This is a genomic window from Algibacter sp. L1A34 (genome assembly GCF_009796805.1).
In the GTDB taxonomy this organism is placed as follows: domain Bacteria; phylum Bacteroidota; class Bacteroidia; order Flavobacteriales; family Flavobacteriaceae; genus Algibacter.
This window is the reverse complement of sequence record NZ_CP047029.1, coordinates 1,426,102-1,445,085: the sequence shown is the minus strand read 5'-3', so window position 1 is coordinate 1,445,085 and position 18,984 is coordinate 1,426,102. Positions and strand designations below refer to the sequence as shown.

Here is an 18,984-nt window from a genome sequence, read left to right as displayed (position 1 = left end):
CTAAATAAACAATAAGATGGCAGAAGTAAAACCAGCTGAAATATCAGCAATCTTAAAACAACAACTTGCAGGTTTCGAAGCAAGTGCTACTTTAGATGAAGTAGGAACTGTATTAACTGTAGGGGATGGTATTGTTCGTGCTTACGGATTAGCTAATGCCCAATACGGCGAATTAGTAGAATTCGATGGTGGTTTAGAAGGCATCGTACTTAACCTTGAAGAAGACAATGTAGGTATTGTACTTTTAGGAACTTCAGTAGGAGTTAGAGAAGGTTCTACAGTTAAACGTACTAACCGTATTGCTTCTGTAAAAGTAGGAGAAGGTATTGTTGGTCGTGTTGTTGATACATTAGGTAACCCAATTGATGGTAAAGGACCAATAGCTGGAACAACTTATGAAATGCCTTTAGAACGTAAAGCTCCTGGTGTTATCTATAGAGAACCAGTAACAGAACCGTTACAAACAGGTATTAAAGCAATTGATGCTATGATTCCAGTTGGTAGAGGTCAACGTGAGTTAGTAATTGGTGACAGACAAACAGGTAAAACTGCAGTTTGTATTGATGCTATCTTAAATCAAAAAGAATTTTACGATGCAGGCGAGCCTGTATATTGTATATATGTTGCTATAGGTCAAAAAGCTTCAACAGTAGCACTTATTGCTAAAACTTTAGAAGAAAAAGGCGCTTTAGCTTACACAACAATAGTAGCTGCAAATGCATCAGATCCTGCTGCAATGCAAGTTTATGCACCTTTTACAGGAGCATCTATTGGAGAGTATTTTAGAGATACTGGTAGACCAGCTTTAATTGTATTTGATGATTTATCAAAACAAGCTGTTGCTTACCGTGAGGTATCTTTATTATTACGTCGTCCACCGGGACGTGAAGCATATCCTGGAGATGTATTTTACTTACACTCTCGTTTATTAGAGCGTTCTGCAAAAATCATCAATAATGATGCTATTGCTAGTGAAATGAATGACTTGCCAGATTCATTAAAACCATTAGTAAAAGGTGGTGGTTCTTTAACTGCTTTACCAATTATTGAAACACAAGCAGGAGATGTTTCTGCATATATCCCAACCAATGTGATTTCTATTACAGATGGTCAGATTTTCTTAGATGGAGATTTATTTAACTCTGGTGTACGTCCAGCAATTAACGTAGGTATTTCGGTGTCTCGTGTTGGTGGTAATGCACAGATTAAATCAATGAAAAAAGTATCTGGTACTTTAAAATTAGATCAAGCACAATACCGTGAGCTAGAAGCTTTCGCTAAGTTTGGTTCAGATTTAGATGCAGTTACTTTAAACGTAATTAATAAAGGAAAACGTAACGTTGAGATTTTAAAGCAAGCACAAAACGATCCTTTTAAAGTTGAAGATCAAGTAGCAATTATTTATGCTGGATCTAAAAACTTATTAAAAGACGTTCCTGTTAATAAAATTAAAGAATTCGAAAGAGATTATCTTGAATTCCTAAACGCTAAACATAGAGGTGTTTTAGATACTTTAAAAGCAGGTAAATTAACTGATGAAGTTACAGATACATTATCATCTGTATGTAAAGAGCTTTCAGCTAAATATAAAGCATAAAACATTTTGAATTTATGAGTTAGAATTGTCTAACTCATAAATTCTTTTAAATTATAAAATTAACGTCACTCTGATGGCAATCACAGAGTCTTTATAAAAATAAAGAATGGCTAATCTTAAAGAAATACGTAACAGAATATCATCGGTATCTTCAACGATGCAAATTACCAGTGCCATGAAAATGGTATCGGCTGCAAAGTTAAAAAAGGCACAAGATGCTATTACCGCAATGCGTCCTTATTCAGATAAGTTAACCGAACTTTTACAAAGTTTGAGCGCCACTTTGGATGATGATTCTGGAAGTGCATACGCAACGCAACGTGAAGTAAAAAAGGTGCTAATTGTAACAATAACCTCTAACAGAGGTTTAGCTGGTGCTTTTAACTCTAACATTATTAAAGAAGTTGCGAAATTGACTTCTGAAACTTATGCAAACCAAGAGGTTTCTTATCTTGCTATAGGTAAAAAAGGAAATGATGCCTTTAAGAAAACTAATAATGTTATTGATAACAAAAGTGATATTTACGATCATTTAACTTTTGATAACGTTTCTGAAATTGCCGAAATGTTAATGGATAAATTTATTACCGCCGAATTCGATAAAATCGTAATGGTTTATAATAGATTTAAAAATGCAGCAACACAAATTGTAACAACAGAGCAATTTTTACCTGTTGAACCAGTTGAGGGCGGAGTAGATAATATTCCTTATTATGTTTTCGAACCATCAAAACTAGAAATTGTAGAGGAATTGATTCCTAAGTCTTTAAAAACACAATTATATAAAGGTATTCGCGATTCTTTTGCAAGTGAACACGGCGCTCGTATGACTGCTATGCACAAAGCAACAGATAATGCAACCGAGCTAAGAGATCAACTTAAATTAACTTACAACAAAGCACGTCAAGCTTCTATTACTAACGAGATTTTAGAAATTGTTGGTGGTGCAGAAGCATTAAATAATTAGACGAAACTTTATATTAGCTAAAGAGATTTTCAGTAGCTCATTAAAATATTAAAAGGCCCTTCAAGTTATATAACCTGAAGGGCCTTTTCTTTTTGGCATTAAAATTGAAACTATGCTTTTATAAATTCAAACGAATATTAAAATGAAATTTTTAAAACTCATATCATCTGCTTTTTTACTTTTAGTTATATCGTTTGCTTTTACACAATGTGCAAGCTCACAAAAGTTACAAAAAAAAATACCGTTTGATCTTGGAGAGACTTACTTTCAAAACTGGAATTCTGGTATAAAACATGGTGATTCAGGCACAAATTTATATATTTCCATCAATGCCAATAATGAAACTGCTTTAGATAGCGTCTACTTTAAAAATCAGGTTAAAAAGCTAGAGCTATTAAAAAACAACATATACGTTGCACATTTTATAACAAAACAAAAACCTCATATAAACCTAAGTAGTAATCGTGAAGAAGAATATGGGAATACCATCCAAAAGCAGACAAAACCGATTCCCTTTGTTTTAAACAATGACGAATGCGTAATTACCTTTAAACATGGTGAAAAAACTATGTATTATAAAATCTTGAATATCTCTGAAAAACCATCAATTAACTATCCAAGCACAACACCTAACAAGCAATAACTTATCTTTGCATTACGTTAGCTAAAACCGTATTTTTAGCCCATCAAACAAGCAATCATTGAGCGCACTTAAATCACTATTCAAACAAACTTTTATTTATGGTTTAGCCACGGTTTTGCCAAGAATGTTAAGTTTTATGCTTGTACCTCTCTATACAAGTGATGGCGTGCTTTCATCGGTTAGTGAATATGGTAAGGTATCGGTTATTTTTTCATATTTCGTACTATTCAACGTCATACTTGCCTATGGTATGGAAACGGCTTTTTTTAGATTTTTCAATAACGAAGAGGATAACACTACTGTTACAGGAACTTCAACAATATCACTTATCATTTCGTCAATATTCTTTTTCGTTTTGGCATTATTTTTTCAAAACCAAATTGCTTCATTTATAGATATTGACGTAAAATACATTAACCTTGTTATTTGGATACTACTTTTAGACGCTTTAGTTATTATACCTTTTGCGTGGCTAAGAGCAACGCAGCAACCCATGCGCTATGCTGTAATAAAAATTTTGAATGTCGCTATTAACTTAGGATTAAACCTCTTCTTTTTACTCGCTTTAAAAGATTTATCATATAACTTTTCAATTTTCGATAGTATTTGTAAAGACAACTTTGAAATTAGTTACATATTTATAGCTAATCTAATTGCAAGCGGAATAACTCTACTTTTAATGTTTCCTTTCTACACGAGAGTTAAATATATATTCAATTCCGATCTATGGAAACGTATGATGCGTTACGCCTACCCCGTTTTAATTGCTGGCGTTGCTTTTTCTATAAATGAAACATTCGATCGTATTCTACTAAAAAAACTATTACCAGAAAACATTGCCGATACCGATATTGGCATGTATTCTGCATGTTATAAGCTAGCACTGTTTATGACGCTTTTTGCAACAGCCTATCGCTTAGGTATTGAACCTTATTTTTTCAGTCACGCAAAAACTAAAAATCCGCAAAAGAACTATGCTAGAATACTAGAGTTTTACGTAGCACTAGGGTCCATTATTTTGCTTGGCGTTGTTGTTTTTGCCGATGTTTTAAAACCAATAATTGTTAGAAGCGAAGATTACTGGGAAGCTATGTGGGTAGTGCCTATTATTTTAATGGCAAACTTTTTCTTAGGTATTTATCATAATCTATCGGTTTGGTACAAAATTACAGACAAAACAAAATTTGGTGCTTACATCTCAATAGCTGGCGCCATTATAACTCTAACAATCAATATCCTTTTTATAAAAGAATATAGCTATAAAGCATCTGCCGTGGCTACACTTTCAGCTTATGCCTTTATGATGATTTTATCCTATTATTTTGGACGAAAATATTATCCAATTCCATATAATCTAAAAAAAATATTATTATATCTTATCCTTTCCATTGGTCTAGCCATATTGTCCTTTTATCAATTTAGAGGCAATTATGTTGTAGGCATATCAATGTTAATTGTATTTTTGGGAATCGTTTATTTTTCAGAGAAAGATGATATTAAAAAAATCTTAAAAACGAAGTAAAACGTTAGTAAAAACCATGCAAATAAAAATAATAAATAAATCTAGCCACGAGTTACCGCACTATGAAACCATAGCATCGGCGGGTATGGATTTACGAGCAAATATATCAGAAGCTATCACGTTAAAACCTTTAGCGAGAACTATTGTAAAAACAGGGCTTTTTATCGAGTTACCAATAGGTTTTGAAGCACAAGTACGCCCACGAAGTGGCTTAGCTGCAAAAAAAGGTGTAACCGTTTTAAACGCACCAGGAACCGTTGATGCTGATTATCGTGGTGAAATTGGTGTGATTTTAGTTAATATTTCAAACGAGGATTTCATTATTGAAAATGGTGAACGTATTGCACAATTAGTAATTGCCAAGCATGAACGTGCCGAATGGATAGCTGTCGAAGAATTATCTGAAACCTCAAGAGGTGAAGGCGGATTTGGAAGTACAGGCGTAAGATAATCAACTTAAACAAAACCAATTCCTCACAAAGGAATAAAATAGACTTACTATGAAAATAATAGTTCCAATGGCAGGACGAGGATCTCGTTTACGTCCACATAGCTTAACCGTACCAAAACCATTAATCCCAGTCGCCGGGCAACCTATTGTTCATCGTTTGGTAAAAGATATTGCAAAAGTTTTAAAACAACCTATCGAAGAAATTGCCTTTGTTTTAGGCGATCCTGCTTGGTTTGGTGACGATGTTGTAGATAGTCTAAAAGCATTAGCCGAAAACTTAGGGGCAAAAGCCTCTATTTATCGTCAAGATAAACCATTAGGAACTGGCCACGCTATTATGTGTGCAGAGCCTTCACTTTCTGGCCCAGCAGTTATTGCTTACGCCGATACATTAATACGTGCCGAATTCGATTTAGATCCAACTGCCGATAGTGTTATCTGGACTAAACAAGTAGATAATCCAGAAGCTTATGGTGTTGTAAAGTTAAACGATAATAAGGAAATTATAGAGCTTGTTGAAAAACCAGAATCTTTTGTTAGCAATCAAGCCGTAATTGGTATTTATTACTTTAAAGATGTTGCTGTTTTAAAAGGAAAGCTACAAGAAATTCTTGACGAAAACATTATGAACGGTGGCGAATACCAAATTAACGACGGTATAAAACGCATGATGGCCGAAGGCAAAGTGTTTAAAACCGGAACTGTAGATGAGTGGATGGATTGTGGAAACAAAGCTATTACCATCGAAACTAACCAACGTATGTTAGGTTTTTTAAAGGCAGATGGTGAAGAGCAATTAGTAGCTTCATCGGCGAAATTAGAAAACTCGAACATTATAGAACCATGCTTTATTGGTGAAAATGTAGTGCTTAACGATGCTACGGTTGGACCTTTTGTATCTATCGGAAATAATACAGTTGTTGAAAATTCGACTATTAAAAACAGTTTAATTCAAACAAATTCAAACATTAAAAACGCAAATTTAGATAATGCTATGATTGGAAATCACGTGAAATACGACGGAGATTTTACAAGTATTAGTATTGGTGATTATTCTGTTTTAGAATAATTTTGTCCACTCCCGTGAAACAGGAAATTTTATAAATTGAAGTTTACATTATTAATTAAAATCTAACTCTCAACTTTAATGATAGTTGAAAGGTCTTTTTAAAATGAAACAAAAAATCTACTTATTCATTTTTACCATTGGAATGTTAATCTTTCCGGAGGTGAACTATGCGCAAGTGGATTTTAACAAATTACCAAATGATGATTTAGGTAATAATGACGATGAGTTCCAAGAGTTATTTTACGAAGCTTTAAAACAGAAAAGCATTGAGAATTTCGATCGCGCGGCTGAAAATTTTCAGAAATGTATTGCTTTAAATAAAGCAGTTCCTGTTTTATATTTTGAATTAGGGAAAAGCTATTTTAAACTTAAAAATTATAACGCTGCCGAAGATGCTTTGAAAAAAGCAGTAGATTTAGAGCCCGATAACGAATGGTTTCTAGATGAACTTTACGGTTTTTATGCAGGACAAAACGATTTAGACAATGCCATTAAAACGGTTAAGCAACTTGTTAGTTATCATCCCGATTACAAAGAAGATTTAGCATCACTTTATGTGAAAACTAAAAAGTACGACGAGGCTCTTCAACTTTTAGATGAATTAGATACCAAGTTTGGAGTTTCTATCGCTAGAGATCGTTTACGAAATATAGCATATGAAGCGACAGGTCGTAAAAAAGATCAGATAGAAAATTTAGAATCTCGTGTTGAAAACAACCCTGATAAAGAGTCGAATTATTTAGCGTTAATTTTCCGCTACAGCGAAAACAATAACAAAGAAAAGGCTTTTGAAACAGCAAAGGAACTTCTTAAAGCGAACCCGAATTCGCAATTAGTACATTTGGCATTGTACAAGTTTTATTTAGATGAAAACAATACAGACAAAGCTATTGAATCTATGAAAATTGTTGTGCAAAGCACACAAATTAAACCTGAAGCTAAAGTAAAAGTATTATCAGATTTTGTGAATTTCGTTAAACAAAACCCACAATACGAAGCCGATTTACTAGAAGCCACAGCTATGGTAAGCCAGGAAGATAACGAAAAATCGTTATTAGAAATGGGCCAGTATTACTTGTCTAAAAATGATAAACCAAAAGCTCTAGAGTATTTCGAAAAAGCTTTAGCTCAAGACAGCAATAATTTTGCGGTCCTAAAAAATATTTTATTGCTTCAAATAGATTTACAAGATTATAAACAGGTTGAAGAAAAAAGTACAGACGCTTTAGAAAAATACCCATCGCAACCTTTGCTATACTTAATAAACGGCGTGGCTTTAAATAACCTAAACAAACCTAAAAAAGCAATCGATGCTTTAGAAATTGGTTTAGATTATATTATTGATGATGTTAAAATGGAAGCCGATTTTTACAGCCAATTAAGTAAAGCTTACACACTTTTAAACAATACCGACAAAGCGAAAACGTTTAGTGACAAGGCACAACAATTAAAAAATTAATGAACAAATCTATATATTACATTTTAAGTTTTATCCTCCTACTAAGTTTTAGCTGTAAATCGGTGCGAACAATTACTGGTGGAGCTGGCGATTTAAACATGTCGTCCAAAGCTGTTATTAAAGAGAACACTAAGAAAAGACCAGATTTTAAAACACTGCAAGCTAAACTTAGAATTAACTTTAATAAAAACGGAAAGTCGCAAACCAATACCGTAAGTTTTAGAGCTAAAAAGGATGAAGTATTATGGATGAACGCTCCATTTTCGGTAATTAGAGCCATGATAACACCCGAAAAAGTTGGCTTCTACAACAAATTAGACAATACTTATTTTGAAGGTGATTTTAGTTATTTAAGCAAATTATTAGGAACAGAGCTCGATTTTCAAAAAGTACAAAATTTACTTTTAGGCGATGCTATTTTCAACTTAAATAGTGGTTCTTACAGCACTTCGATTATTGATGAAGCCTATGTACTTCAACCTAAAAAACAACAGCTTTTATTTGAAATTTTCTTTTTAATAGATCCGTCTTTATTTAAAATAAAATCGCAACAAATAAGTCAACCTAAAGAATTCAGACATTTACAAATCGATTATTTATCACATCAAGAGGTTGAAAAACAAATTCTTCCAGAAAATATAAAAGTAATTGCTGTGGAAGGTAATGAAGAAACCATTATAAATCTCGAATTTAAAAGTGTTGCTTTAAACGAAGACCTACGTTTTCCGTTTAAAATACCTTCAGGTTTCAAAAAAATTGAATTGGAATGATTTTAGGAAAATCTTCATATAAAATAATATTTCTACTAGGCTTTTTGCTTTGTGGCTCTCTTAGTTTTTCTCAAAACAATAAACAAAAAGAGTTAGAAACACGTCGTCAGGAATTACGTCGCGAAATTCAGAAAATAAACGAATTACGTACCGAAAACAAAACGATTGCTAAGTCGAAACTTTCTTTAATCGAAGATTTTAATCACAAAATAAATGTGTTGGATAACTTAATTAAGGTTACCAACCGCCAAGCCAATTTACTAACGCGTGAAATAAACACAAACCAGAACAAAATAACCAGTTTAAGAGACGAACTCAAGCAATTGAAGGCTGAATATGCCGCAATGATTGTAAAGTCTTATAAAAGTAAAAATCAGCAAAGCAGGATTATGTTTTTATTGTCTTCAAACAATTTTAAACAAGCTTACAAACGCGTGCAATACATGCAACAATATGCGGATCACCAAAAAAAACAAGGTGAAACAATTAAAGCAAAAACACTGGAATTACAAACAATAAACACCAGCCTATTAAAGCAAAAAGGGATTAAAAACAAACTTATTGCTGAAAACAAGGTGACACAAAAATCTTTAGAAAGTGAGCGCAGACAGCAGCAAGCTTTAATGAAAGAGATTCAAGGTAACATTTCACGTTACGCTAATCAAATTAAGAAAAAAGAAAAAGAAGCCAAACGTATTGATGCAGAAATAAATAAAATTATTAGAGCAGCTATAGCAAAATCGAATAAAAAGGCAGGTAAATCGACGAGTTCAAAAACTTTTGCTCTAACGCCGGAAGGCTTAGCATTAGCTAAAAACTTTGAAGCCAACCGTGGTAAATTAGTTTGGCCAGTAAGTAAAGGTGTCGTACAAATGGGTTATGGTAAACAACCTCACCCAGTAATAAAATCGCTAACTATAAATAGTAACGGTGTGCGTATTGCAACCGAAAAAGGCGCAAAAGCTAGAGCTGTTTTTAATGGCGAAGTAATTGGAGTTGTTGCTAATAAAAATGTGAATCCGTTTGTAATTATTCAACACGGAAATTATATTACCTATTACAAAAACTTGTCTAAAATCTATGTGAAAACCGGAGATAAAGTAACTACAAAGCAGGATATTGGTGAGGTATTTACCAATCCTTCAACTGGAGAAACTATTTTGAGTTTTGTAATTTCTAAAGATACGAATACTCAAAATCCGGCGAGTTGGATTTATAAAATGTAATTTTCTATTCTACAACTTCTTCACCAGCAAAATGTGCCTCCAATTCTTTTAGAGTTGCTTCACTAGTTTGTAAATCTTTCACTACCATTCCTTTTTCTAAAACTACAATACGCTCGCAAACATCTGTTACATGCGATAAATCGTGACTAGAAACTAATACGGTAACGCCTTGTTTTTCGGCTAAATCTTTAATAATACCTTTTAAACGGATTTGTGTAGTTGGATCTAAATTCGCAAAAGGTTCATCTAGAATTATAACTTCAGGATTGCCAATAAGTGCGGCAACAATACCCGCTTTCTTTTGATTTCCTTTACTTAAATCACGTAAGTACTTTTTCTGACCTAAAATTTCACCGTGAAAAAAATCAGCAAATTGACCTATCAACGCATCAACATCTGCTTTGTTTTGATTCCTTAATTCACCTATAAAATAGAAATACTCTTCTGGTGTTAAATAACCTATCAGAAAACTTTCATCTATAAAGGCAGAAGTAAAGGGTTTCCAATCTTCACTAGTGTTAACTTGCACACCATTATTTGTAATAAAGCCCGTTGTGGGTTGTATTAAATCTAAAAGCAAGCTAAAATAAGTAGTTTTCCCGGCTCCATTATTACCAACTAAACCAAAGCTTTGGCCTTTGGGGATGTCTAAAGATTCAATGTTTAAAACTTGAATTCCGTTATATGTTTTTGATAAGTTTGATGTTGTTATCATAATCCTTTAATTATTTTGTTTGTAAGCTGATATAGTTTTGTATTTCTCTGCTTTATACACTTTTTCAATAATACCAAAAACCTTGTTTTTAAATAAAAATCCTGCAATACCGACGAGTGATACTAGTACAAAACCAAATACTTCTCCTAAAGCAAAATGACCAATAGCATAAATAACCATAGGTAAAACTAACTTAGGAATAGTTAATAATAATGTTTTGGCATTAAACGATTTTTTATCGCCAAAAGCCTTTTTATTAGATGTTAAATCTATTGGTGTTTTAATATAAGCGCCTCCCCAAAGTACCATATGTGAGTTTACACCAATATTATAAATAGCTCCTACCACTACAGCTGCGTACGCTTGCCATCCAAAATATAAATAAAATGAAGCGAAGATGGTCGATACGATAGTTGCGAAAACCATTAAATACCATTTAGAAGATAGATACTCTTTGTATCTAATATTCTGACTCATAATTAACGGGTAATATGCACTATCCCAACTTGGAACAAACTGTCCGAAATTGAACAAAAAGCCACCAGAAACAAAAATACCAGCAAAAATTTTCCAAAAAGGACCATTGTAAGCTTCTATTGAATTTGTAAAAAATAGAAGTCCGTAAAAAATAAATAAACCACTCATTAATAAAGTCGTTCTAGAACGTTTATTTCTTTTTAATAACCGAATATCATTCTTTAAAAAAGTTGATAGACTTCCAAAACGATTCAACCATGCAAAATCTTCAGTTTTTACAATTTTCACCTTTTTCGCTAAACCAGCATCGAGATATAAATTTCTTCTAAAATAACTAAACGCTGTTTTATATAATATACCTAAACCCAAAATTGGAATTAAAGCAAAATAAGGAGCGTTATAAAATGCTTGAAATATCGGTTCTGTAAAACTCGCTATATCAAATACATTAAAATATTTTAGTCCACCAAGAATAACAAAAAGACTAAGAATAGAATAAAAAACAGAATCTTTACTATTTACAAAAACATTAATAAAATTATTGCAATAAATTAATGCTAAAATTGCCACATGCCACCCTAAAACATTGATAAATGGATGTCCTTCAATAACCAAGATCACGGAAAACGGGACAAAAAAGAAGGCGTGTAAAATATTAAAAAAAGATAGAATAGTTTTGTTCAAAGCAAAACCTACAACTTTACTCTTTTTAATAGGTAAATAAAGCAATGGCCTGATATTAACGATTGGCATTTTTTGGAGAAAATAGCGAAATACTAAATCGAAAACTAAATAAAAAAGCAACAGATTATTAATGGTTGTTAATGGATCTAAATGCAATTGTTTTTCAATTAAATAATAAGCGCCAACACCTAAACCAAGAAAAGTAACGAGCATCCATAGTGCACTAAATCCCAATAGGATTTTAAAAACCAGATTCATTTTAAATGAAGCCGACCTAAAAAATGCTTTCCATTCTAAACTTAAAAATAGTTTAATCATGGTGCGTCTTAATTATATTTTGCTGCGATTCCCTGTACTTCTATCCCCCAAGATTGTCCAAAAGCCATGGCGCGTTGTGTTAGTTTTAATTGCTTAGTCGCTAACTTTTTACCTAAATCGGTGTGGTAAAATTTAACCAATTCCTGAATTTCACCTTGCGTGAATTCACTCATATATAAATCAGCCATTTTATCGTATAGACCAACTAAAGTTCCGTTTGCTTCTGTAGTGTAAGCTTCCTTATTTTCATCAGAAACCATCATACCTAATTGCGCGATAGCATTCTCGAAGGCGCTAGCGGCCCCAGTAATTTTAATAAACTCAACAGTTTCATTTTTAAATTCTGAAGAATCTTGTGCGTTAGATTTTGTAGCGAAAGCCACCATAAATAGACAAACGAGTAGTACTTTTTTCATTTTAATCGAAATTTAATAGGTTATACTTAATTGAATTATGATTGTTAGTAAGAAATTTAAGTGATTTGTTACAAAGTAAGTTAAAAAATTTTCGGCAAAAACTTAAAGCTTCACTATTTTTGTTAAAAATTAATACACATGTCATCATTCCATAAACTATCTGTTAAGACCATAACTAGAGAAACCGAAAAATCTATTAGCATTGCTTTTAATTTACCGGACAATTTAAAAGAAACTTTTTCTTTTTCGGCGGGACAATATATTACCCTAAAAACCGAAATTAATGGTAACGAAATACGTCGTGATTATTCACTATGCGTTTCGCCAAAAAGCGGTGAACTTAAAGTTGCCGTAAAAGAAGTGAAAGATGGCACCTTTTCGGCTTATGCCAACAATACTTTAAAAGTTGGAGATACTCTAGATGTTGCACCACCAAAAGGTCGTTTTACTTTTACACCCAACGATAGCAAAACCAAAAATATTGCCGCTTTTGTTGCTGGTAGTGGTATTACACCTGTTTTAAGTATTATAAAATGTGCTTTAGAAGAAGAAACACATAGTAATGTTATTTTAGTTTATGGTAACAAAACTAAAGAAGACACTATGTTTTTTGATGAAATTTTAGAACTTCAACATGCTCATAAAGATCGTTTTTCTGTACAATTTGTTTTTAGTCAGCAAGATCAAGACGATGCCATTTTTGGTAGAATCGAAAAAAGCACGGTTAATTATGTTATAAAAAACAAACATAAACATATTGAAGTAGATGCCTTTTACCTTTGTGGCCCAGAGGCTATGATACATATGGTGAAAGATGTTTTAACAGGACATGATATTGATGAAAACCGCATTCATTTTGAACTTTTTAAAGCATCAAAACCTGCTGAAATTAACGAAGACAGTGCTACTCCTAACGGAAAAACTAAAATTACAGTTACCGTTGACGATGAAAGCACAACTTTTGAAATGTCGCAAAAACAAACTATTCTTGAAGCTGCTTTAGATGAAGATTTAGATGCGCCTTACTCCTGCCAAGGCGGTATTTGCAGTAGTTGTTTAGCCCGTATTACTGAAGGAGAAGCCACTATGCGCCAAAACAATATTTTAACCGAAAGTGAAGTTGCCGAAGGTTTAATTTTAACCTGCCAGGCACACCCAACAACAGAAACTATTACGGTAGATTTTGATGATGTTTAAAAAATAAGTTTTAATGATTCACTTAATTGTTGGGAATACGGGTTCTGGGAAAACAACCTATGCAAATAGTTTAAAAGAAAAATCTAAAGCTGTTCTTTTTTCTATTGATACATGGAATAAAAATTTGTTTCTTCCGGATAAAAAACCAACAGATAGTTTAGACTGGTTTCTTGAGCGTATTGAACGCTCTGAAACCATAATTTTGGATTTAATCCATCAACTAGAAAAAGCTGCAACTGATTCTATTTTAGATTTAGGACTATCAAAATTTAAACATCGCGAAAAATTCAGAACGTTTTCTTCTGAAAACGGCTATAAACTCACTACACATTTTCTAGATATCTCTAAAGAAATACGCTACGAAAGAGTTTTAAAAAGAAATATTGAAAAAGGTGATACTTTTGAATTTGAAGTTAGTAAAACCGATTTTGATTTTATGGAAACTTGGTTTGAAAAACCTGGTGATATTGAAATGACTAACGGAATTATAATTAAAAAATAAAACCTCAACATTAGAGGCGTTGTCTTGAAACAAAAAATGGTTTAAATACTACCTTTTACTTTTGAAATAATAGTTTCCGGACTAATACTTCCTGCTGCATCTTTATAGTTTTCGGGATATTTATTACCAAAAATAGAAGTTGGAATTTCAGGGAATAGATCTCTATTGGCAACCAAAGCGTAATCTTTAGGTTGATTAAATGGTGCGAAACCAGCAAACGGATGCGTTACACCCCAAATAGTTATTGTTTTTACGCCCATCATAGCTGCCATGTGCGCATTTCCCGAATCCATGGCTAACATACCATCCAAATTAGAAATAAGGTCCAATTCCTCGTTTAAACTAAGTTTTCCTGCGGCACTCACAACGTTTTCAAATGTATTTTCTATATCATTTAAAGCCTCCACTTCCTTTTTTCCACCACCAAATAATACAATTTGATAATCTTTTGAAAGTGCATCAATAACTTTTTTCATTAAAGTTAAAGGATACATTTTACCTTCGTGAGCTGCAAAAGGTGCAATACCAATAATTTTTTTAAAACTGTGCCCAATAAGCGTTTGAAGCTTAGAACTTAAAACTACTCTTTCTGGAAATGTGGGGTTAGAAATATCAATTGGAAAACCTAACTTACCAAAAACATCAGCATAACGTTGATGTGTAGTTTTTAATTGCTGAAATTTTTTACCAGAAACCAATGCTTTCTTTTCTGCTCGCCCCTTATCAATTTGAACTGTTCGTTTTCCGAAGAAAAATAATTTCAAAATATTACTTCGCAATACATTGTGTAAATCGGCAATAACATCAATTTTAAAGACCTTTAATTCTTTTGAAAGTTTCCAAAGACCAAAAACGCCTTTATGCCTACCTTTTAGATCGGCAGGAAAAACGGTTACTTGAGGTAAATCTCTAAAAAATGGAGTAAAAAATTCTCTGGTTAGCACTGTGATTTTTACATCTGGATACTTACCAACTAAACCACGTATAACGGACACCACCATAGCTACGTCTCCCATTGCTGATAAACGGATAACTAAAATATGTTGTTTTGGTTTAGGCATTAAATTTCAACACTAAAAAAAACGGATTGAACCAAAAAAAAGCACAATCCGTTTTATAATTCTATAAATTATTTTTGCCCTCTTAAAACAGGGTTCAATTCATCATCATTATACATTTTCATCTGCTTGTACACTTTCATGTATTTATCACCTTTTTCAATATCGGTTAAAAGCGTATCGATAGCAGTAGATAAGTCTACACGTTGTTCTAACAAAATATCAAGCTTTGTTTGGCAAGCTGTTCTATGAGTATCGGAAGCATCTGTACGCGTTGCTTCTTCATTCATATGGTATACTTTTAGCGCCAAAATTGATAAACGATCTACACCCCAAGCTGGGCTCTCTGTATTAATTGTAGCACCATCTTTAACCTTAACATCTTTATATTTTTCAAGAAAATAGCTGTCGATATATTCTACCATATCTGTTCTATCTTGGTTAGATGCATCAATCTTACGTTTTAAAGTTAACGCTGCAACCGGGTCTATTTGTGGATCACGAATAATATCTTCATAATGCCATTGCACGGTATCAATCCAACATTTTCTATATAATAAATGTTCTAGTAAATCACTTTCCGCGTAAGCGTTTGTAAAAGGTTGATCGACTGTATTAATAATGTGGTATTTGGCAATAACGTCCTGAAAAATTTTATTAGCTTTAGTTGTAAACATATTGTATAAATTTTAAAGTACAAATATACTTGATATTTACTTAACTTTACTGATAGAAATTCGAACAACATTATGCATATTCATCATTTATCTGAACAAAACTCTGTGTTAAACACGTTTCTCGCTGAAATGAGAGATATTGAAATTCAAAAAGACAGCATGCGCTTCCGTAGAAATATAGAACGTATCGGTGAAATTTTGGGTTATGAAATGAGTAAAAACTTCAACTTTAAATCTTCCACAATTAAAACACCCTTAGGAGATTGTGTTATTAATGAGTTGGATAACAATATAGTTTTATGCTCTATTTTGCGAGCTGGTGTGCCTTTGCATAATGGCTTACTAAACTATTTTGATACTGCAGAAAATGCTTTTATTTCTGCATACCGTCACCATAAACATGAGCCTGAAAGTTTTGAGATTATAGTTGAATATTTAGCTTGTCCGGATTTAGAAAATAAAACACTAATTCTAGCAGATCCCATGTTAGCCACGGGACAATCTATGCTTGCAACTTTTGAAGCCTTAAAACCTTTTGGGACGCCAAAAGAAGTTCATTTAGCTTGCATAATTGGAGCACAAGAAGGTGTAGATTTTATTGAAAAACATTTTGATAAAAATACAAATTTGTGGATCGCTGCTATTGATAAAAAACTGAATGATAAAGGTTATATTATTCCCGGACTTGGTGATGCTGGAGATTTAGCTTTTGGCCAAAAACTACAACAATAACAGTGCAAAAGGGAGAATAAATAATATAGCAAGAAAGGTTTCTTTAAACCAATTCTCTTCAATAATCTCAATATAATTGGCTATAACTATTGCCAAAGGTGCAAATACAAATAAAAACTCACTACCATCTTTTATTGGCGATAACACTACTATGGCAGAGCCTATTATCGCAGAAAGCAAAATAGACTTAAATGATACTCGAAATGCTTTTTTCTTCTCTTTAATACTCTTTATATAATAAAAGGAAGACCAAATACCGAAGGATAAAAGGATGGTTATTGCAATAATATAGGAGGCGGAATTGTAACTGTTAAAGTTAAAACTAACTTCTGGAAGGCTTTTAAATGTATCAAAAAAACTATCATAATAAACAATAGAAACAGCCGAAGTGATAACAAATACGGCACCAACTCCTGTAAAAGGAATAAACCAATGGTTTACTTTTATATCGTTATATAGGGCCAACGACACTAAAATTAGTATGAAAAACAAAATGGCCCAAAAGTAAAAAAGTGCCGCAATAGCAAACCAAAATGCTGCATCAAACAACTTTTTATTCATCTGGATTTGAGAACGTAAACTTATAACACGCCGTAAGCCCAACAATACAAAAAAGTTAGAAAATAAAATATTTATATTGCTCGTAGTTTGCGTTAAGCTGAATAAAAACAGACTAAATAACAAGATTTCGTAGTTACTTTTTCCGCTTAAACTATTTTTACTAACTATAAAATTAACAAGTAAAATAGAGGCATAACAAACGCAAAATAGCCCGAATTCTTCCAATACCAAAAGCGTTGTAACCTCTTCGGTTGGCAAACCTATCCGCCCCACAATAAATGCCAATAGCGTAATAAAAAATACGATAATGAAATTTATTGGCTTAGATTTACTAAAAATACTTGTAATCATTAACTGTTTTTGTATTTTTGCCATGTAAATATACTAACAATCTAACCAAGTTAGAAATAATATACCACACATGAAAGATTTCTTTTACGCAATACAAGATTTATTTGTTAATGTTCTTTTAACTCCTATGGATGCTTTAAGAGCTTTAGAACTTGAAAATTGGTTTGCAGCAAGTACTATTTCTTGGATTTTTGTAATCATTGGCTTTGCAGCAATGGTTTACTGGATGTTACAATTAAAAAGTTTCAACGATAATAACGAAGAAAACAAAAGCATTTCTGCTCATTCTTACTTATAAATCGAATCCAATATCTTTACGATAATTCATCTTATCAAAATTTAGTTTATCTATGTTTTGGTAAGATTTTTTTATGGCCTCTTGGTACGTATTTCCATAAGATGTTATTGCCATAACTCGGCCTCCAGAGGTTACAATTTTTCCATCTTGTAGTTGTGCACCTGCATGAAAAGCTATAGAATCTTCAATAGTATCTACTCCTGTAATTTCTTTACCTTTCTCATAAGCTTCTGGATACCCACCAGATACTAACATTATGGTTGTTGCAGCGCGTTCGTCGATTTCAATATTAATTTTATCTAAAGTACCGTTTGCCATAGCTTGAAGAATTTCAACAAAATCATTTTTCAATCTTGGTAAAACCACTTCGGTTTCTGGATCTCCCATGCGCACGTTATACTCAATAACTTTTGGGTCGTCTCCAACTTTAATTAAACCGATAAACACAAAGCCTACATAAGGTAAATTATCTTTCTTAAAACCACTAATTGTTGGTTTTACAATACGTTCTTCAATTTTGCTTAAAAATTCATCTGTCGCAAAAGGCACTGGAGAAACAGCTCCCATACCACCTGTATTTAAACCGGTATCACCTTCGCCAATACGTTTGTAATCTTTTGCTGTTGGTAAAATTTTATAATTTTCTCCATCGGTTAAAACAAAACAGCTTAATTCTATGCCGTCAAGGAATTCTTCAATAACCACTTTGTTACTAGCTTCTCCAAATTTAGCATCAACCAACATACTTTTTAGTTCAGCTTTAGCTTCATCTAAATCATTAAGAATAACAACACCTTTACCAGCTGCTAACCCATCGGCTTTTAATACGTAAGGCGCGTTTAAAGTTTCTAAAAAAGCATAACCTTTTTCTACAGTTTCTTTTGTAAAACTCTCATAAGCTGCGGTTGGAATATTGTGACGGTATAAAAATTCTTTTGCAAATTCTTTACTGCCTTCTAACTCAGCTGCCACTTTTTGCGGCCCAATAACAGAGACATGCTTGATAGTATCATCATTCAAGAAAAAATCGTGAACACCTTGCACTAAAGGATCTTCTGGACCAACAACAACCATATCGATTTGTTTGTCTAACACCAATTCTTTAATAGCATCAAAATCGGTAACACCAATATTTACATTGGTTGCCACGTTTGCAGTTCCCGAATTTCCAGGAGCAACAAAAAGCTGATTACATAAAGGACTTTGAGCAATTTTCCAAGCAAATGTATGTTCTCTTCCGCCTGAACCAAGAATTAAAATATTCATTATTTTTCGATGTTTTTATACTTCCGTT

Annotated in this window: 20 protein-coding genes; 13 read left to right on the top strand and 7 right to left on the bottom strand. The window is 32.8% G+C overall.

All coding sequences use genetic code 11. The features are described 5' to 3' along the window. Positions 1 to 16: 16 nt before the first annotated feature. From atpA to GQR97_RS06305, 9 genes are all read left to right on the top strand, one after another. Positions 17 to 1,597, top strand: coding sequence for a F0F1 ATP synthase subunit alpha (gene atpA / locus GQR97_RS06345; RefSeq protein WP_158846590.1), 1,581 nt, complete (start codon positions 17 to 19; stop codon positions 1,595 to 1,597). 106 nt (positions 1,598 to 1,703) lie between these two features. After that, positions 1,704 to 2,564, top strand: a complete 861-nt coding sequence (atpG, locus tag GQR97_RS06340; RefSeq protein ID WP_158846588.1) for an ATP synthase F1 subunit gamma — start codon at positions 1,704 to 1,706, stop codon at positions 2,562 to 2,564. Between the two features lie 142 nt (positions 2,565 to 2,706). After that, on the top strand, positions 2,707 to 3,207 hold the full coding sequence (locus GQR97_RS06335) for a hypothetical protein (RefSeq protein WP_158846586.1): 501 nt from the start codon (positions 2,707 to 2,709) through the stop codon (positions 3,205 to 3,207). Between the two features lie 58 nt (positions 3,208 to 3,265). Then, entirely contained in the window at positions 3,266 to 4,729 is a 1,464-nt protein-coding gene (locus GQR97_RS06330; protein WP_158846584.1) for an oligosaccharide flippase family protein, read from the top strand. 16 nt (positions 4,730 to 4,745) lie between these two features. Beyond that, positions 4,746 to 5,180: a dUTP diphosphatase gene (gene dut, locus GQR97_RS06325; protein ID WP_158846581.1), complete on the top strand. Its 435-nt coding sequence runs from the start codon at positions 4,746 to 4,748 to the stop codon at positions 5,178 to 5,180. 49 nt (positions 5,181 to 5,229) lie between these two features. Beyond that, a complete protein-coding gene (locus GQR97_RS06320; RefSeq protein ID WP_158846579.1) occupies positions 5,230 to 6,249 on the top strand; it encodes a sugar phosphate nucleotidyltransferase in 1,020 nt (339 codons plus the stop codon). A gap of 103 nt (positions 6,250 to 6,352) precedes the next feature. After that, positions 6,353 to 7,708, top strand: coding sequence for a tetratricopeptide repeat protein (locus GQR97_RS06315; RefSeq protein WP_158846577.1), 1,356 nt, complete (start codon positions 6,353 to 6,355; stop codon positions 7,706 to 7,708). Beyond that, the gene (locus GQR97_RS06310) at positions 7,708 to 8,478 is read left to right on the top strand and encodes a DUF4292 domain-containing protein (RefSeq protein WP_158846575.1); all 771 of its coding nucleotides are present in this window, start codon (positions 7,708 to 7,710) and stop codon (positions 8,476 to 8,478) included. The genes GQR97_RS06315 and GQR97_RS06310 overlap by 1 nt, the downstream gene beginning before the upstream one ends. Then, positions 8,475 to 9,704, top strand: coding sequence for a murein hydrolase activator EnvC family protein (locus GQR97_RS06305; protein ID WP_158846573.1), 1,230 nt, complete (start codon positions 8,475 to 8,477; stop codon positions 9,702 to 9,704). Before GQR97_RS06310 ends, GQR97_RS06305 begins: the two co-directional genes overlap by 4 nt. Before the next feature lie 4 nt (positions 9,705 to 9,708). Here GQR97_RS06305 and GQR97_RS06300 read toward each other — a convergent pair whose 3' ends face one another. From GQR97_RS06300 to GQR97_RS06290, 3 genes are read right to left on the bottom strand one after another with little or no spacing between them, the layout of a single operon-like run. After that, positions 9,709 to 10,419, bottom strand: a complete 711-nt coding sequence (locus tag GQR97_RS06300) for an ABC transporter ATP-binding protein (protein ID WP_158846571.1) — start codon at positions 10,417 to 10,419, stop codon at positions 9,709 to 9,711. A 6-nt stretch (positions 10,420 to 10,425) separates the two neighbouring features. After that, positions 10,426 to 11,898 (bottom strand): DUF5687 family protein, encoded by a 1,473-nt coding sequence (locus GQR97_RS06295; protein ID WP_158846569.1) that lies wholly within the window; start codon positions 11,896 to 11,898, stop codon positions 10,426 to 10,428. 8 nt (positions 11,899 to 11,906) lie between these two features. After that, entirely contained in the window at positions 11,907 to 12,314 is a 408-nt protein-coding gene (locus GQR97_RS06290) for a DUF2059 domain-containing protein (RefSeq protein WP_158846567.1), read from the bottom strand. A gap of 138 nt (positions 12,315 to 12,452) precedes the next feature. Here GQR97_RS06290 and GQR97_RS06285 point away from each other — a divergent pair, with 138 nt between their 5' ends. Both GQR97_RS06285 and GQR97_RS06280 read left to right on the top strand, forming a co-directional pair. After that, positions 12,453 to 13,511 carry a ferredoxin--NADP reductase gene (locus GQR97_RS06285; protein ID WP_158846565.1) on the top strand — a complete coding sequence of 353 codons (1,059 nt, stop codon included), beginning with the start codon at positions 12,453 to 12,455 and terminating at the stop codon, positions 13,509 to 13,511. A gap of 13 nt (positions 13,512 to 13,524) precedes the next feature. After that, positions 13,525 to 14,013 (top strand): AAA family ATPase, encoded by a 489-nt coding sequence (locus tag GQR97_RS06280; RefSeq protein ID WP_158846563.1) that lies wholly within the window; start codon positions 13,525 to 13,527, stop codon positions 14,011 to 14,013. Between the two features lie 41 nt (positions 14,014 to 14,054). Here the strand turns inward: GQR97_RS06280 and GQR97_RS06275 are convergent, their stop codons facing one another. Continuing rightward, the gene (locus GQR97_RS06275; protein ID WP_233267613.1) at positions 14,055 to 15,074 is read right to left on the bottom strand and encodes a glycosyltransferase family 9 protein; all 1,020 of its coding nucleotides are present in this window, start codon (positions 15,072 to 15,074) and stop codon (positions 14,055 to 14,057) included. 68 nt (positions 15,075 to 15,142) lie between these two features. Continuing rightward, entirely contained in the window at positions 15,143 to 15,748 is a 606-nt protein-coding gene (locus GQR97_RS06270; RefSeq protein WP_158846561.1) for a DUF4254 domain-containing protein, read from the bottom strand. A gap of 72 nt (positions 15,749 to 15,820) precedes the next feature. On the opposite strand from GQR97_RS06270, the gene upp reads away from it, so the two are divergent. Further along, on the top strand, positions 15,821 to 16,480 hold the full coding sequence (upp, locus tag GQR97_RS06265; RefSeq protein ID WP_158846559.1) for a uracil phosphoribosyltransferase: 660 nt from the start codon (positions 15,821 to 15,823) through the stop codon (positions 16,478 to 16,480). Here upp and GQR97_RS06260 read toward each other — a convergent pair. Then, on the bottom strand, positions 16,469 to 17,416 hold the full coding sequence (locus tag GQR97_RS06260) for a DUF6427 family protein (protein ID WP_158846557.1): 948 nt from the start codon (positions 17,414 to 17,416) through the stop codon (positions 16,469 to 16,471). The genes upp and GQR97_RS06260 overlap by 12 nt on opposite strands. 46 nt (positions 17,417 to 17,462) lie before the next feature. On the opposite strand from GQR97_RS06260, the gene GQR97_RS06255 reads away from it, so the two are divergent. Continuing rightward, a complete protein-coding gene (locus GQR97_RS06255; RefSeq protein WP_158846555.1) occupies positions 17,463 to 17,690 on the top strand; it encodes a DUF6341 family protein in 228 nt (75 codons plus the stop codon). Here GQR97_RS06255 and purD read toward each other — a convergent pair. Further along, on the bottom strand, positions 17,685 to 18,956 hold the full coding sequence (gene purD, locus GQR97_RS06250) for a phosphoribosylamine--glycine ligase (protein WP_158846553.1): 1,272 nt from the start codon (positions 18,954 to 18,956) through the stop codon (positions 17,685 to 17,687). The two genes, GQR97_RS06255 and purD, sit on opposite strands and share 6 nt — an antisense overlap. Between the last annotated feature and the right edge of the window lie 28 nt (positions 18,957 to 18,984).